Below are 15583 nucleotides of genomic sequence, written 5' to 3'. Positions count from 1 at the left end.
CGCACTACGGTGGGTGCGCTACGACACGCCGTAACCGGGGGGCAGCATGGCGGAGTTCGACTACATCGTGGTCGGTGCCGGCGCTGCCGGTTGTGTGCTGGCCAATCGACTGACCGAGGACCCGGGCACCCGGGTCCTGCTCATCGAGGCCGGCGGCTGGGACCGCAGCCCCTGGGTCCGCATCCCCAAGGGATTCAGCCGGTTGATGGACGACCGGCGCACCGCCTGGCACTACCCGGCGCAGGTCCGAGCGGGCCAGCAGGAGATCTGGCAGCGCGGCCGGCTGATCGGCGGGTCCAGCTCGATCAACGGCATGGTGTACGGCCGGGGCGACCGGCTCGACTACGACGAGCTGGAACGTCTCGGCAACCCCGGCTGGGGCTGGGACACCATGCTGCCGATCTTCAAGCGCCTGGAGGACAATCCGCTCGGCGCCTCCGAGGTGCGCGGCGCCGGCGGGCCGTTGCGCCTGTCCAGCGCCACCGGCACCGACGAGATCAGCGAGAGCGCCATCGCCGCCGGTGTGGAACTGGGCTGGCACCGGGTTGACGACCTCAACGCCACCGACGAGGAACGCATCGGCTACCTGATGGCGACCATCCGCGACGGCCGCCGCAGCAACGCCGCGGACGCCTTCCTGCATCCGGTCCGCAACCGCCCCAACCTCACCGTCGTGGTCGACACCGTCGTGGTCCGCATTCTGATCGAGAACGATCACGCGGTCGGGGTACGCACCCGCCAGGGCGGCCGGAGTGTCGACCATCGGGCCGCCGCCGAGGTGATCCTCGCCGCCGGGGCGATCGCCACCCCACAACTGTTGCAGGTCTCCGGCATCGGCCCGGCCGACACCCTGAGCCGGGCCGGTGTCCCGGTGCGGCTGGACCGGCCGCGCGTCGGCACCGGCATGCGCGAGCACCGCACCACACCCATGCAGTTCCGGCTGGCCGGCAGGGCCGGCTACAACGCGCGCCTGAGCAGCCCACTCGGGCAGGCCCGGGAGATGCTGCGCTACCTGACCACCCGACGGGGGTTGCTCGCCCTGCCGGTGTACGACGTCGGGGCGTACTTCCGCTCCGCGCCGGACGTCGGGCACCCCGACGCGCAGTTGCTGCTCGCGCCGTTCTCGGCAGCGCCCCGCCGCTCCGGACGGGCGATCGAGTTGGAGTCCGAGTCGGGGCTGATGGCCCAGGTCACGGTGACCCGGCCGGAGAGCGAAGGCAGCCTGGCCATCACCTCGGCCGACCCCGGCACGGCACCGGCGATCGTGGCGAACTACTTCACCTCCCCCCACGACCGTCGGGTCGCCGTCGGCGCGTTCCGGCGGGCTCGGGAGTTGTTCGGCACGGCACCGATCGCCAAGCGGATCGTCGCCGAGACACTGCCCGGCCCGGCGGTGCAGGACGACGAGGAGATCATCGAGGCGGGGCTGGCCCTCGGCTACTGCGGCTACCACGCGGTGGGCACCTGCGCGATGGGCCCGGGCGACGACTTCGTGGTTGACCCGCGGTTGCGGGTACGCGGTCTGGCCGGCCTGCGCATCGTGGACGCCTCGGTGCTGCCGATCCTCGTCTCGGGCTACCTCAATGCCCCGGTGATGGCGCTGGCCTGGCGCGCCGCCGACCTGATCCGCGCCGACCGCTGACCGAGCCGCATCGGCCCCTCCGCGACCAGCATCCACATCCCAGCCCCACCTCGGCGAGCGGCGTGCTCGTCACGGACAGCGGCTGGCGCTGAGGGCCGATCATCTGATCCTGCTGGCGAATGACCACTTGGCGTGACTGTCACCGGCGTTGACCGCGACACCACCCGTAGAGCATCCTAGGCAGATAGGTCGAAGAGGTACCGCCGGTTCGGCGCGCCTGAACGCCGATGGCAGGGTCAGTGCCGGAGAGTTACCAGGCGGTGGCTCCGGCCGCCGGCCCGGTCGCTCGGCGGGTCGTCCGGCAGGGCTGTGACCTGCATTACCAATGCCCGGAGCGGGAATCAGCCCGCCGGTCGCGGGTTGCAGCCAGTTGTGACGATCACGCCGCTGACTGCCCTGACCGCCCGTTTCGTGGAGACGATCCGATGACCTCTGTCGACACGGCCGTGGCGCCGCGGCCGGTGATGCCCGGCGACCTGATGACCCCTCGGCAGCGCCTGCGGCTGATCCTCGTGCTCGGGTCGCTGATCGCGGTGGGCCCGCTCACCATCGACATGTACCTGCCGGCGCTCCCCTCGATCGTCGACGACTTCGCGACCAGCTCGGCGGCGGTGCAGTTGACCCTCACCGGCACGCTTGTCGGTCTCGCGTTGGGTCAGCTGCTGATCGGTCCCCTCTCCGACGCCGTCGGCCGCCGGGCACCGCTGATCGCCGGCACCGCGCTGCACATCGTCGCCTCGGTGTGCTGCGCGCTCGCCCCGAACGTCACCGTGCTGGGGGCGCTGCGGGTCGTGCAGGGCCTCGGCGCGGCGGCAGCCGCCGTGATCGCCATGGCCGTGGTGCGTGACCTGTTCACCGGCATCGCATTCGCCCGGACGCTTTCCCGGCTGCTGCTGGTGATGGGTGCCGCGCCGGTGCTCGCCCCGACGCTCGGCAGTGAACTGCTGCGGTGGACGCAGTGGCGTGGCGTGTTCGCGGCCCTGGCCGTCTTCGGCGTACTGCTGATGCTCGTCGCCCTGCTGGGCCTGCCGGAGACCCTGCCGCCCGCGCAGCGGCAACGCGGCGGGCCGCTGCACATCGCGCGGCTCTACGGTGGCCTGCTCCGCGACCGCGCCTTCGTCGGGTTGATCCTGGTCGCCGGCCTGGCCATGGCGGCGCTGTTCGCCTACGTCGCCGGGTCCTCCTTCGTGATGCAGGAGCAGTACGGGTTGGACGAGCAGCAGTTCGGGCTGGCCTTCGGTGCCGGTGCCATCGGGCTGATCGCCGCTACCCAGGGCAACGTGCGACTGCTGCGCCGCTACACCCCGCAACGGATCCTGCTGGTCGCCCTGCTCGCGGGTACCGGCGCCGCTGTGGTGCTCGTCGCGCTCGCCGTGACCGGCCTCGGCGGGCTGCCGGCGCTGCTGGCCGCGCTGTGGTTGGTGCTGGCCGCGACCGGCCTCGCACTGCCGAACGCGCCGGCGTTGGCGCTCAGCCGGCACGGCGAGGCGGCCGGTACCGCCTCCGCCCTACTCGGTGCGGTGCAGTTCGGCGTCGGCGCGCTGGCCGCGCCGCTGGTCGGGGTGCTCGGCAACGGCGCGGTGGCGATGGCCGCGGTGATCGCCGGCGGCCTGGCCTCGGCACTGCTCGCCCTGCTCGTCGTGGCCCGGCCCGACCAGTTCGCCGCGGTGGACGCTGAGCCGGTGGCCGTCGCACTGCACTGATCCTGGTGCTGACGCCGGTGCATCCACGGCCGGTCATCGCGATCCGTGCACGCGCTCAGCTCGACAGGGCGCGCGTCCGAAGCTCGACAGGGCGCGCGCTCGGCAACGACGGCCCGCATCGCCAGGAAATACAAAAAGCAGGAAGCGGTCGCTTCCTGCCACTCTTAACTTATAGCGCACATGGGGTCTTGCGGCAAGACCCGGGTGATGCCGCAGAATCTGCGACCGAGGCCACGAGCTGCGGAAACGGAGAGGGAGATCTCCCTACCGTGCGGCAGCGCGCGATGGCCGACTCATCCACTCCATGTGATCGGGCTGCGCATGTTTGACGTGATCGTTGTAGGTGGCGGACCGACCGGCCTGATGTTGGCCGCAGAATTGCGGCTGCACGGGGTACAGGTCGTCGTCTTGGAGAAGGACACGGAGCTGACCGGTTTCGTCCGGTCGCTCGGCCTGCACGTACGCAGTATCGAGGTGCTGGACCAGCGCGGACTGCTGGACACCTTCCTCGCCAACGGCCAGCGGTACCCGGTCGGCGGGTTCGCCGCCATCGACAAACCGGCGCCCGAACTGGACAGCACCCACGCCTACGTGCTGGGAATCCCGCAGACCACCACCGACCGCCTGCTCGCCGAGCATGCCGTGGCCGTCGGGGCGGAACTGCGGCGCGGCTGCGAAGTGGTCGGGCTGAGTCAGGACGAGCACGGCGTCACCGCCGAACTGGCCGACGGCACCCGGTTGCGCGCACGCTACCTGGTCGGCTGTGACGGCGGGCGCAGCACCGTACGCAATCTGCTCGGGGTCGGTTTCCCCGGCGAGCCGAGCCGGGTCGACACGCTGCTGGGGGAGATGGAGGCGGATGCCCCGCTGGACACGATCGTCGCCATGGTCACCGAGATCCGCAAGACCCAGAAGCGGTTCGGTCTCGGGCCCATCGGCAACGGGGTGTACCGGGTCGTCGTGCCCGCCGAGAAAGTGGCCGTCGACCGGACCGTCGCGCCGACGCTCGACGAGTTCAAACAGCAACTGCGGGCGTACGCCGGCACGGACTTCGGGGTGCACTCGCCCCGCTGGCTGTCGCGCTTCGGCGACTCCACCCGGCTGGCCGAGCGTTACCGGGTGGGTCGGGTGCTGTTGGCCGGCGACGCCGCGCACATCCACCCCCCGACCGGCGGGCAGGGTCTCAACCTCGGCATCCAGGACGCCTTCAACCTCGGCTGGAAACTCGCCGCCGAGGTGAATGGCTGGGCGCCGGAGGGGCTGCTGGACAGCTACCAGACCGAACGGCATCCGGTAGCGGCCGAGGTGCTGGACAACACCCGCGCGCAGATGGAGTTGCTCTCCACCGAGCCGGGTCCGCAGTCCCTGCGCCGACTGTTGTCGGAGCTGATGGACTTCGAGGAGGTCAACCGGTACCTGACCGAGAAGATCACCGCGATCCGGGTGCGGTACGACTTCGGCCCGGGGCATGACCTGCTGGGCCGACGGATGCGGGACGTGTCGCTTGGCCGGGGACGCCTCTACGAGCTGACCCGCAGCGGTCGTGGACTGCTGCTCGACCAGACCGGTCGGCTCTCGGTCGACGGCTGGGCCGACCGGGTCGACCACGTCGTCGACACCAGTGCCGAGTTGGAGGTGCCCGCAATCCTGCTGCGACCCGACGGCCACATCGCCTGGGCCGGCGCCGACCAGCAGGAGTTGCTGGCCCAGCTACCCCGCTGGTTCGGCACCCCGACCGATTGACGTGATGTGCAAGCATCGCCCGCATGTCTGAACTGACCGTGCGATCGATGACCGAGGCCGAGTTCGACCAGTGGCGGGCCGGCATCGTGCGGGCCTTCGCGGACGCGCAGGTGGCGGCCGGCAACTGGCCCGCCGAGGAAGCCCAGGAACTGGCCCAGCAGAACAACGACACCCTGTTGCCGCAGGGGTTCGGCACCCCCGGGATGCTGTTCCTCACCGGTGCACTCCGGGACGGGACCTCGATCGGGGTGTTGTGGATCGGGCTCACCCATCCGCGTGGCGTCCCGGACTGCGCCTTCCTCTACGACATCGAGATCGGTGCGGCCCATCGTGGGGCGGGCTACGGGCGGGCCCTGCTGGCCGCCGGTGAGGACGCCGTTCGCCGGCACGGGGTCGGTGCCATCGAACTCAACGTGTTCGGTGACAACGCCCGCGCCGTCGGGCTGTACGGCAGTTCGGGATACCGGGTGGTCACGCAGCAGATGCGTAAGACCCTGGTGGCGGAACAGTGAGGTGAACGGGTGCCGTTGGTTTGACCAGGGCCACAGTGGGCAGGACCAGCCTCATGCTGGTTGACCTGATGGGACGCATGGACGACACTCTCACGCTCGCGATCCAAGGCTACGGATGGCTGCCCAACCGCCTGCGCCACAGTCCGGCCGACGTGGTGCGGACCCGGCTGCTCGGTCAGACCACGGTGGCGCTGCGGGGGCCCGAGGCCGCCCGGTTCTTCTACGACGAGCGGCACATCCGGCGGCACGGCGCCATTCCCGAGCCGCTGCGGGGGACCCTGTTCGGCAAGGGCGCCGTACACACCCTCGACGGTGAGCCGCACCGGGTACGCAAGGCGATGTTCACCGCCCTGCTGATGAACGGCGGCTTCGACGGCCTGGTGGAGCGGGCCGAGACGGCGTGGGACGCGGCCACCCGATCCTGGTCGGGGCGGCAGGTGGTGTTGTTCGACGAGACGGCCCCGGTGTTGACCCGCGCGGTCTGTGAGTGGACCGGCATACCGGTACAGCCGCAGGACCTCCCGGCACTCGCGGCCGACCTGGTAGCGATGGTCGACGGCTTCGCCACGGCCGGGCCCCGACACTGGCGGGCCCGCCGCGCGCGGGGACGCCGGGAGCGCTGGCTGGCCGACATCGTCACCCAGGTCCGGCGGGGCGAGCTGGCCGTGCCGCCGGACTCGGCGCTGGCGGCGGTGGCCGCGCACCGGGACAGCGACGGTCAGCTGTTGGATCCGCAGATCGCCGCCGTGGAACTACTCAACATCATCCGGCCGACGGTCGCGGTGACCTGGTTCGTGACCTTCGCCGGGCACGCCCTGCACCGCTGGCCCGAGCACCGGGACCGGCTCCGACAGGGCGATGCCGCCTTCGCCGAGGCGTTCGCCCACGAGGTACGGCGCTTCTACCCCTTCGCACCCTTCATCGGCGGTCGGGCCAGGACCGACCTGACCTGGCAGGGCACCGACATCCCCGCCGGGGCGATCGTCCTGCTCGACCTGTACGGCCAGAACCACGACGCCCGACTCTGGCCGGACCCGTACCGGTTCGACCCGGACCGCTTCGTCGGTCGGGAGATCGGTGCCTTCGACCTCGTACCGCAGGGGGGTGGCGACCCGCGTACCGGCCACCGCTGCCCCGGGGAGCAGATCACCGGCGCGCTCCTGTCGGCCCTGGCCGTACGGCTGGCCCGCCTCGACCACCAGGTGCCCGCCCAGGACCTGGACATTCCGCTGCACCGCATCCCGACCCGGCCGGTCAGCGGCCTGGTGATGGCCGTGCCCGCCCGCAGCGCCGCGCCACTGAGCACTCACTGACCGGTCCTCCGCCACCCGGGCGCAGCCGGGTATGTGATCGACTGCGGTCCGCCGGAAGAACATTGCGGCCGCCTCGCTGACCTTGGGGCGAGGCGGCCGCAACGGGCGTGTCGGGTCAGGACAGCGAGGCGGGGAACCTCTCCCAGACCCGGTGCTGGGTCATCAACTGCCGGAGGCTGTCGAAGACGTCGTCGCCGGAGTCGCCGGTGACCACACCCGGGCTGCCGGTGGCACCGGCCTGGTCCAGGACGGTGACGCCGGTGCCCCAGGCGCCGATCGCCTTGGCGTGCCGCCAGACCTCCTCGACCAGCAGCAGCACCCGGGGGTCGATCGTGGCGGAGTTCGCCGCGCCGGCCTTGGCGTCCCGGGCGGGCAGGGCGTCGGGGGCCGGTGGTGGTGCGGCGGCGAGCAGCAGGGCGTCGAACTCGACCGAGCGGCCGGTGGCGAAGGTGCGCTGCACCGGCAGGTCGCCGATCATGCCGCCGTGCCCGGCGATCAGCAGCGGCACCATGTCGGCGGCGAAGACGGCCCGACGGACGTGGTGGATGGTATCCAGGTCGCTGTCGTCGGTCACCACGATGCCGACCGTCCGGCCGTCGACCGGCCACTGCCGGCCGACCTGCGACAGGGCGGGGCTGGGCTCGACCTCGGCCAGCGGAATGGTCGGCTTCGGCGCGGGCAGTCCCAGGCCGGTGGCGACCTGGGCGCAGAGCACCGGGTCGATGTTGGCCAGGCATTGCAGCTGCCGTTCCTTGATCGCCTGGTGGTAGCACTTGCCCAGCTCGAAGGTGTAGGCCCGGATGATGTGTTCCTGCTCGACCGGGGACATGCTCAACCAGAAGAGTCGGGCCTGGCTGAAGTGGTCGTCGAAGGAGGCCGGGCTCTGCCGGATCTTGGGGGCCTGGGCCACCTGCACGGGTACGTCGATGAAGGGGTGGTCGTCGACGCCCGCCGGGAAGGGGTTGCCGCCGTCGAGGGAGTTCGGCCGGTACGGCGCCACCCCGGCATGGATGGCCTGCTGGTGGAAGCCGTCCCGCAGCATGTCGTTGACGGCGGCGTGCGGCCGGTTGATCGGGATCTGGGGGAAGTTAGGCCCGGCCAGCCGGGTCAGCTGGGTGTCGACGTACGAGAAGAGTCGGCCCTGCAACAGCGGATCGTTCGTGACGTCGATGCCCGGCGGCAGGTGGCCGACGTGGAAGGCGACCTGCTCGGTCTCGGCGAAGAAGTTCGTCGGGGTGCGGTTGAGCACCAGCTTGCCGATGGGCTGCACCGGGGCCAGTTCCTCCGGCACGATCTTGGTCGGGTCGAGCAGGTCGATGCCGGCGAAGGTCTCCTCCGGAGTGTCCGGGAAGACCTGGATGCCGAGCTCCCACTCGGGGAAGGCACCGGCCTCGATGGCGTCGTAGAGGTCCCGGCGGTGGAAGTCCGGGTCGATCCCGTTCAGCAGCTGCGCCTCCTCCCAGACCAGGGAGTGCACACCCAGCTTGGGCTTCCAGTGGAACTTCACCAACGCGGTCTCCCCCGCCGCGTTGACCAGGCGGAAGGTGTGGACCCCGAAGCCCTCCATGGTCCGGTACGAACGCGGGATGCCCCGGTCGGACATGTTCCACATGGTGTGGTGCTGCGCCTCGGTGTGCAGGGAGACGAAGTCCCAGAAGGTGTCGTGGGCGCTCTGCGCCTGCGGGATCTCCCGATCCGGGTGCGGCTTGGCGGCGTGGATGATGTCCGGGAACTTGATGGCGTCCTGGATGAAGAAGACCGGCATGTTGTTGGCGACCAGGTCGAAGGTGCCCTCGTCGGTGTAGAACTTGGTGGCGAAGCCACGGGTGTCGCGTACCGTGTCGGCCGAACCGCGCGAACCGAGCACGGTGGAGAAGCGGACGAAGACCTCGGTCTCGCGGCCCTTGCGCAGGAAGCCGGCCCGGGTGACGTTCTCCGCGGTGCCGTACGCGGTGAAGATGCCGTGCGCCCCGGCGCCTCGGGCGTGCACGACCCGCTCCGGGATGCGCTCGTGGTCGAAGTGGGTGATCTTCTCCCGCAGGTGGTGGTCCTGGAGCAGGACCGGTCCGCGTGGCCCGGCCTTCAGCGAATGGTCCGTGTCGCGCAGCCGCGCCCCCTGCGCGGTGGTGAGGAAGGCACCCTGCTGGCCCTTGGCCTTCGCGGGGGTACCGGTCTTCGCCCCGGTGGGGGTACGGGTCTGCGGGGTGCCCTGCTCCGGCTTGGGCGGCAGGGGGTCGTGCGGGGTGGTCGGCTCCGCCAGGGACGGCGGGGCGCTGCCCGGGGCACCGGGCACCTGTGGGGTCAGCGCCTCGGTGACCTTCTCCGCGGCTGACTCCACGACATCCTTGACCGCCTTGGCGGGGTTACGCGATTCCATCTCTACGGGTACCTCCCTGGAACACAACGAGCAGACCCCAGGGGCGGTACCCGGGCCAGAGAGAACAAAACGGGCCGAAGGCACTCGACGCTGCCGTATCGATCACATTCGGCGGACCGGGAACCTGCCGGCCCGGCGGCTCAGCCGGGTGCTCCGGTGAGCTGATCGAAATGGGCCTTCATCGCCGGGTAGTAGTCCTCGAACGAGGGCATCGGGGTGTCGTTGTGGGCGGCCAGGAGTCGATCCAGGTAGTACTCCCAGCCGGCCCCGATCTCACCGAGCCCGTCGGTCGTGTCCAGGTGCTGGACGAAGCGCAGTTCCGTCCGTTCCCCCTGCGGGGTGAGCAGCACCTCCCACCGCCAAAGACCGGCTTCGTCCTGGCTGGAGAGGGCCAGCCGGCGGGGTGGCTCGCAGGTGTCGATCCGCATCTCGGACCACGGCTGTCCCTCCTCGAAGCCCATCTGCACCTGGATGCTGCGACCGGGCCCGGCCTGGCCGGACCAGCGGCCGTACCAGCGGGCGGTGCGATCAGGTTCGGTCAGGCTGGCCCAGACGTCGGAGATCGGGGCCCGGAATTCGCGGGTGACGACCAGGGCGGGGCCGCTCTCGGTGTCGACGAGGCGTCCGGTTGGTATGGGAGTCAAGCTGTCCGCTCCTCACGGGATGTCGGCGAGCCGCCGGTGCGGCGCTCGCGGCGGGTACGGTGGACCTCGGTTTCCAGCGCGTCGAACCGGCGCTCCCAGGCCTCGGCCCGGGTGAACTGCGTCAGCCACTGGAGCAGTCCGGCCAGCCGGGTCGGGTCCAGTTCGTAGCGGCGCTCGCGGCCGACCACGGTGTCGCGCACCAGACCACTTTCCCGCAGTACGCGCAGGTGACGACTGACCGCCGGCCGGCTGATCTCGAAGTGCGCGGCGATCCGACCGGCCGTGAGCCGATCCTCCCGCAGCAGTTCCAGGATCCGCCGACGCACCGGATCGGCGATGGCGGCCGCTATCTCGTCCACCGGTAAAGCGTAACCGATGGGTTACAGGTTTTCCATCGCCGCAGCGGGATCGTGCGCAACGGCGATGACCACCTTCGCCCGGGCGTGTTCGCCCTCGAGGTAGCCGATGGCCTGGGGCACCTCGGCCAGGGGGTAGCTCCGGTCGATGACCGGGGTGAGCCGCCCGGCTTCGGCGTACCCACGGAGGGTGTCGAGGTGCGCGCGGCTGGGTGTCGTGGTCAGGACGGCGATACGCTGCCGGACGAAGGGCGCCAGCAGCCGCCCCCGGGCCAGCAGCCAGACCGGTCCAAGGAGACTGCCCTCCCGGTAGACCCCGCCGCCGGAGAGCACGAGGGTGCCGGTCGGGGTCACCGCGCGCCGCAGGGCGGCCAGCGAGCGGTTGCCGACCAGGTCGAACACCAGGTCGTGGCGGCCACCGACGCGGGTGAAGTCCTCGCGGGTGTAGTCGATGACGCGGTCGGCCCCCAGGCTGCGGACCAGGTCGACATTGCGGGTGGAACACACCGCCGTGACGGTCGCGCCGAGGACCTTGGCCAACTGCACGGCCAGGGTGCCGACCCCACCCGAGGCGCCGTTGACGAGGACCCGCTGCCCCGGCCCGACCCCTCCGACATCGGCCAGTCCCATCAGGGCGGTGACCCCGGCCAGCGGCAGGGCGGCCGCCTGCTGCGGCGTCAGGTTGGCCGGCGCCTGCGCCACCAGCTTCTCGGGTACGCAGGCGTACTCGGCGAAGGCCCCGTCGGCCTCGCCGAGGTCACCGAAGACGGCGTCGCCGGGGCGCAGTCGGCGGACCTGCGCGCCGACGGCGGTCACCCGCCCGGCGAAGTCACGGCCCCGGATCCGGGCCCGGGGCTTCGCGGGGCCCAGGCTGAGCCGGGCCATCCGCGGGTCACCCCGCATGACATGCCAGTCGTACGCGTTGACCGCGGCGGCCTCGATGCGCACGAGCACCTCGTCGGCGGCGGGCACCGGCACCTCGACCTCGGCCAGGTGCAGGGTCTCCGGCGGTCCGTACCGGTCCTGGACGATCGCCCTCATCGTGACCTCCCCTTCGGCAGGTGTACGGCGTACACCTATGCGGTTGACGGTAGGTGTACGCCGTACACCTGTCAAGGCGGTTATGGTTCTTTCGGCACCCGAAAAGACGAGGATCACGATGGCTGAGCAGGCAGGAACGCCCCGGCGGACGCCACTGAGCAGGGAGCGGGTCCTGCGCACCGCGATCACCCTCGCTGACACCGCCGGGATCGAGTCGCTCAGCATGCGCAACCTGGCCCAGGAACTGGGTGTGGTGCCGATGGCCCTCTACAAGCACCTGGCCAACAAGGACGAACTGCTCGACGCGATGATCGACATGGTGGTCGGCGAGATCGACCCACCGCCCTCCGACGGCGACTGGAAGCAGGTCCTCCGAGGGCGGATCCTCTCCGCCCGGGGGGCGCTGCGGCGTCACCCCTGGGCGGCCCTGGCCATCGAGTCGCGGAACATGGCGACTCCGGCGATCCTGAGCTACCTCGACTCGGTGGTGGCCACCCTGCGGGCCGGCGGGCTCTCCGCCGACCTAGCCCACCATGTGATGCACGCGCTGGGCAGCCGGGTCCTCGGGTTCAGCCAGGAACTGTTCGACACCGCCCGGGACGCCGGTCGGTCCGGCCCGACCACCGTGCCGCAGCCGGTCGCCCTGCCGCCGGAGGCCGCAGCCCGGTTCCCGCACCTCGCGGAGATCGCCACGGCGGCCTCCCACGACGACGCGTCGGTGGTGGGATCCGGCTGCGACGACCAGTTCGAGTTCGAGTTCGCGTTGGACCTGCTGCTGGACGGCATCGAACGGCTGCGGCAGCAGGGATGGACGTCAGCGCACCGGTGAAAATGGCCGGTGCCGGCCGCGGCGGTCAGTCCGGCTGGTGGCGGCCCGGGTCCGGATCGGAGGGACGTGGCCTGGCCAGCGCGGTCAGCACGAGCCCGAGCAATCCGGCCAGCCCCCACGGCTGGTGGTCGGTGCTCGCCGTCACCCGGCTCGCCGCTCCCGCCGTGACGATGTCGCCCTGGATCTGGTAGTTGCCGACGGCGAGGGCCGGCAGGGTGACCGGCACCCGGATCTCACGTTCCTCCCCGGCGGCGAACTCGTACGGTTCGGGTGGGGTGACGAAGTCGGTCGGGTCCGGGCCTCGACCGACGCTGAACGACCAGGCCACCCTCGCCGGGGCAGGCTGTTCGTTGCGCAGCCGCAGCACCAGCGTCCGCCGGGCGGGCGCACCGAAGTGGGCGGTCCAGCCGTCGGCACGTTCCAGGTGCGCCGCGAGTACGGTCGGGGGCCGGGTGGCCGCCTGCCGGGCGCTGTCATCGGCCGAGGCGGGTGCCCCGGTGACGATCAGCGGCGCGGTGGCCGACAGCCGGCTGTCCAGGGTGGTCACCCGTACCTGGCAGGGGCAGCCGCCGGGTGGCGCCGTGACGGTCAAGGGTGTCCCACCGGTGCCACTGGCGGGCAGGTGGATCTGCACCGAACTGTCCACCGCGCAGCGTGCCGGCGTGCCCGCGCCACACAGTTCGATGCGGATCGTCCCGCCGGGCCAGCCGGTGGCCCGGACCAGCACCCGCTCCCCCGGCTTCGCCTCGGCCCGGTCCACACTCACCTGAGCGTCGGCCGCCGGGGCGACGGTCAGCGCCGCCGTGGCGACCAGGGCGAGGGCGTACGTCGGGAGTCTCACGTCGTTGCCGGCTGTCGACGGCGGGCCGCCGTCCGCAGCCGGATGACCAGCAGCCAGCCGAGGCCGGCGAGCAGGACGCCGGTCCAGACCCACGGTACGGCCCAGGCGCCGGTGGTGCGGGTGACCGTGGGCAGGATCCGGTCGGGGGTGGCCGGGTCGACGACCACGGCGGCGGTCAGCCGACCGACCGGTGCCACGCCGTTGATCTGTTCGGTGATGGTGATCGCCGCGCCGGGCAGCAGTTCGGGCACGTCGACGGGTTCGGTGCGGGCCAGCCGAAGGCCGAACGGGGCGGTCAGGCGCACCTGGGTGGTGCCGGTCAGCCGGGTGTTGCCGGTGTTTCGCAGCCGGTAGCTGACCACGACCGGGCCGGTGCCGAACGGGTTGAGCGGGTTGTCGTAGCCGATCCGCATCGCCTCGACCTGCAGGCCGGGCCGGATCGGGCCGGCCACCCGCAGGTAGATCCGGGCGGCGACCCGTCGGTCCAGGTTGACCTGTCCCCCGTCGCCGGCGGACCGCACCTGGGCGATCGAGGCGACGACGCCGCCGGCGTGGTCGCCGGGTGTGGCGTTGGCCGGCACGGTGAGCTGGAACGGCACGATCACCTGTTCCCCGGCGGACACCCGGTAGGTCCGTTCGGCGAATGTGGTCCAGGCACCCACGTCTGTGGCGGGGCGACTGGCCGGTTGCAGGGCGAACCCGCCGTCGGTGGTGGTGAACGCGTCGGCGCCGTACACCGCGAAGGTCATCGCGCGCTCGCTCAGGTTGGTGATGGCGACCCGGTCGTCGATGCGTTGGCCGGGCTCGGCATCGTGGACGAAGTAGCTGCGTCCGGTGGGTCCGGACGGGCCGGAGGGCTGCACCGCCCAGGTGAAGCCGGTGGCGCTCGGGGTCGGGGTAGGGGCCGGCACGGCGGTGAGAGCGGCCGCCGGGCCTACGGTCAGGACGGTGGCGAGCACGGTGAGGACCGCGGTCGCAGCGACCAGGTGCGGGAAAGGGCACCTCGTCATCGATCTGCGCACAACAAGATGCCCTTTCACGCTCAGGACAGGGTCAGGGTGAGGGTGGCGGTGTAGCCGCCCGGCACGGCGGCGGGCGGGACCCCGAGGCGCAGGTCGGCACCACACTGGAAGCTGCCGGCGCTGGTCCCGGCCGGGGCGGCGCACAGCGTACGGGCGCTGCCCAGGCCGTCACCCGGGGTGGCCGGGGCGCCGGGGGTGACCACCCCGGCGGCGCCCACCAGGGTGTCGGCGAGCACGGACGCGTTCGGCGTCCAGCCGAGGTTGTCGGCGGCGATGGTGCCGCCGAGCGCGTTGGTGAACTCCTCCACCTGGCCGACGACGTTCCAGCCGGCGTTGGTGCCGCGCAGGTCGCTGACCGTCACCGCGTTGAGGGAGCCGTCGGCGAAGGCACCCGGGTGTACGGCGGGCAGCGCGACACTGGCGCCCGACGAGGTGAGCGTCAGCGGGCCGGATTGGAGCACCTGTGCGGTGATCTCCTGCTCGGCGCCGTTCGGGCCACCCGTACCGCCGAAGGTGATCGGGGTGAAGGTGTCCTGGCTACGGTCGCTTGAAGCGTGCGCCGCGAAGGTCATCACGTAGCACTGGATCGCGGTGCAGTCGACGTTGTTGCCGTTGCCGTCGGTGTAGGTGGGCACCAGGTCCAGGGTGGTGGTGAAGCTGCCGTCGGCGGGCAGCCGCACCTGGGCGGCGGACGACGAGGCGTTCTTGTGCACCCACTTGACCGGCTTGTAGGGCCGCGAGTTCGTCCAGTAGTTCTCGCCCTTGGGCCCGAAGGCGAGGTAGAAGCCGACGCCGCCGTTGGCGTCCGGGTCGAACCCGGTGCCGGTGACGGTGACGCTGGCCCCCTCGGGGTCGAGGGCGGTCGACGGGTTCACCGTGACCGACTGGGCGGCGGGAGCACCTCCGGCACCGGTGGTGAGGGTGAACGACGCCGGATCGAGCACCGTGCCGGTGGTGAAGAAGCCGGAGAACGCGGTGGCCCCGGTTTCGGTGAGCGTGGTGGTGAGGTTGCTCCAGGAGACCGTGTCGCCCGAGACCGTCGGGCTGGCTGTGGCGGTGCCGAGGGTGGCGATGGCCGCCTGCTCGATGCGCACCGGCTGGAAGCCGCCGCCGCTGGCCTGCAGGTCGACGTCGGCGAGCAGGGAGCCACCGGCGCCGTCGAGGACCACCGTCGGGTTGGCCAGGGTGATGGTGAAGAAGTGCGCGGGGTACGAGAACACCACCGTGCCGCCGTAGGTCACCGTGGTCGCTCCGGTGGCGCTGTCGTACGTGCCGCCGGTGGTCGGGAACTTGAAGGTGCCGTCGGCGTTGCGGGTCGCACCGTCGGTGACCGCGATCGGCGGGTTGCCGTTGCCGGTCGACAGGTAGGCGCGGAACGAACTCTTGAAGCCCCAGTCGAGGCTTCCCCCGGTGACAGCGGTGGGTGCCGCCGTGGCCGGGGTCACCACGGTCAGTGCGGCGGCGGCACCGAGCACCGCGGCCGTCACCCACCGGTACGACCGTCGGCGAACACCGCCGGGTCTGGGTACGGGCATGTGTCTTCCTCTCAGCAGGGGGGAG

General features: G+C 71.4%; 13 protein-coding genes. 6 read left to right on the top strand and 7 right to left on the bottom strand.

What is annotated here, in order from left to right; all coding sequences use genetic code 11:
- The first annotated feature begins 46 nt into the window (after positions 1-46).
- From ACLQ2T_RS15810 to ACLQ2T_RS15790, 5 genes are all read left to right on the top strand, one after another.
- On the top strand, positions 47-1642 hold the full coding sequence (locus ACLQ2T_RS15810; protein ID WP_425766896.1) for a GMC family oxidoreductase: 1596 nt from the start codon (positions 47-49) through the stop codon (positions 1640-1642).
- Positions 1643-2067: 425 nt separating this feature from the next.
- Complete coding sequence (locus ACLQ2T_RS15805; protein WP_425766894.1) at positions 2068-3345, top strand: multidrug effflux MFS transporter; 1278 nt, start codon at positions 2068-2070, stop codon at positions 3343-3345.
- Between the two features lie 321 nt (positions 3346-3666).
- Complete coding sequence (rox, locus tag ACLQ2T_RS15800) at positions 3667-5088, top strand: rifampin monooxygenase (RefSeq protein WP_425766893.1); 1422 nt, start codon at positions 3667-3669, stop codon at positions 5086-5088.
- 23 nt (positions 5089-5111) lie between these two features.
- The gene (locus ACLQ2T_RS15795) at positions 5112-5600 is read left to right on the top strand and encodes a GNAT family N-acetyltransferase (RefSeq protein ID WP_425766892.1); all 489 of its coding nucleotides are present in this window, start codon (positions 5112-5114) and stop codon (positions 5598-5600) included.
- A gap of 53 nt (positions 5601-5653) precedes the next feature.
- Complete coding sequence (locus ACLQ2T_RS15790) at positions 5654-6913, top strand: cytochrome P450 (protein WP_425766890.1); 1260 nt, start codon at positions 5654-5656, stop codon at positions 6911-6913.
- A 115-nt stretch (positions 6914-7028) separates the two neighbouring features.
- Here ACLQ2T_RS15790 and ACLQ2T_RS15785 read toward each other — a convergent pair whose 3' ends face one another.
- The 4 genes from ACLQ2T_RS15785 to ACLQ2T_RS15770 all read right to left on the bottom strand — a co-directional run bounded on the left by ACLQ2T_RS15785 (position 7029) and on the right by ACLQ2T_RS15770 (position 11331).
- The gene (locus ACLQ2T_RS15785; protein WP_425766889.1) at positions 7029-9290 is read right to left on the bottom strand and encodes a catalase; all 2262 of its coding nucleotides are present in this window, start codon (positions 9288-9290) and stop codon (positions 7029-7031) included.
- 140 nt (positions 9291-9430) lie between these two features.
- Positions 9431-9934, bottom strand: a complete 504-nt coding sequence (locus ACLQ2T_RS15780) for an SRPBCC family protein (protein ID WP_425766888.1) — start codon at positions 9932-9934, stop codon at positions 9431-9433.
- Positions 9931-10293 carry a metalloregulator ArsR/SmtB family transcription factor gene (locus tag ACLQ2T_RS15775; protein ID WP_425766887.1) on the bottom strand — a complete coding sequence of 121 codons (363 nt, stop codon included), beginning with the start codon at positions 10291-10293 and terminating at the stop codon, positions 9931-9933. Before ACLQ2T_RS15775 ends, ACLQ2T_RS15780 begins: the two co-directional genes overlap by 4 nt.
- A 21-nt stretch (positions 10294-10314) precedes the next feature.
- On the bottom strand, positions 10315-11331 hold the full coding sequence (locus ACLQ2T_RS15770) for an NAD(P)-dependent alcohol dehydrogenase (RefSeq protein WP_425766886.1): 1017 nt from the start codon (positions 11329-11331) through the stop codon (positions 10315-10317).
- A gap of 118 nt (positions 11332-11449) precedes the next feature.
- Between ACLQ2T_RS15770 and ACLQ2T_RS15765 the strand changes: the two genes are divergently transcribed.
- Positions 11450-12160, top strand: a complete 711-nt coding sequence (locus ACLQ2T_RS15765; protein WP_425766885.1) for a TetR/AcrR family transcriptional regulator — start codon at positions 11450-11452, stop codon at positions 12158-12160.
- Positions 12161-12185: 25 nt separating this feature from the next.
- On the opposite strand, the gene ACLQ2T_RS15760 is transcribed toward ACLQ2T_RS15765, so the two are convergent.
- Genes ACLQ2T_RS15760 through ACLQ2T_RS15750 form a run of 3 tightly spaced genes read right to left on the bottom strand, consistent with a single transcriptional unit; the run spans position 12186 to position 15558 of the window.
- Positions 12186-13001: a hypothetical protein gene (locus ACLQ2T_RS15760; RefSeq protein ID WP_425766883.1), complete on the bottom strand. Its 816-nt coding sequence runs from the start codon at positions 12999-13001 to the stop codon at positions 12186-12188.
- Entirely contained in the window at positions 12998-14011 is a 1014-nt protein-coding gene (locus ACLQ2T_RS15755; RefSeq protein WP_425766882.1) for a WxL protein peptidoglycan domain-containing protein, read from the bottom strand. The genes ACLQ2T_RS15760 and ACLQ2T_RS15755 overlap by 4 nt, the downstream gene beginning before the upstream one ends.
- 32 nt (positions 14012-14043) lie before the next feature.
- Positions 14044-15558: an HtaA domain-containing protein gene (locus ACLQ2T_RS15750; RefSeq protein WP_425766880.1), complete on the bottom strand. Its 1515-nt coding sequence runs from the start codon at positions 15556-15558 to the stop codon at positions 14044-14046.
- Between the last annotated feature and the right edge of the window lie 25 nt (positions 15559-15583).

Origin of the sequence: Micromonospora sp. DT229 (assembly GCF_049844505.1) — a bacterium.
GTDB lineage: Bacteria > Actinomycetota > Actinomycetes > Mycobacteriales > Micromonosporaceae > Micromonospora.
The sequence above is the reverse complement of the archived record's forward strand: the minus strand, read 5'-3'. Positions and strand labels throughout refer to the sequence as shown.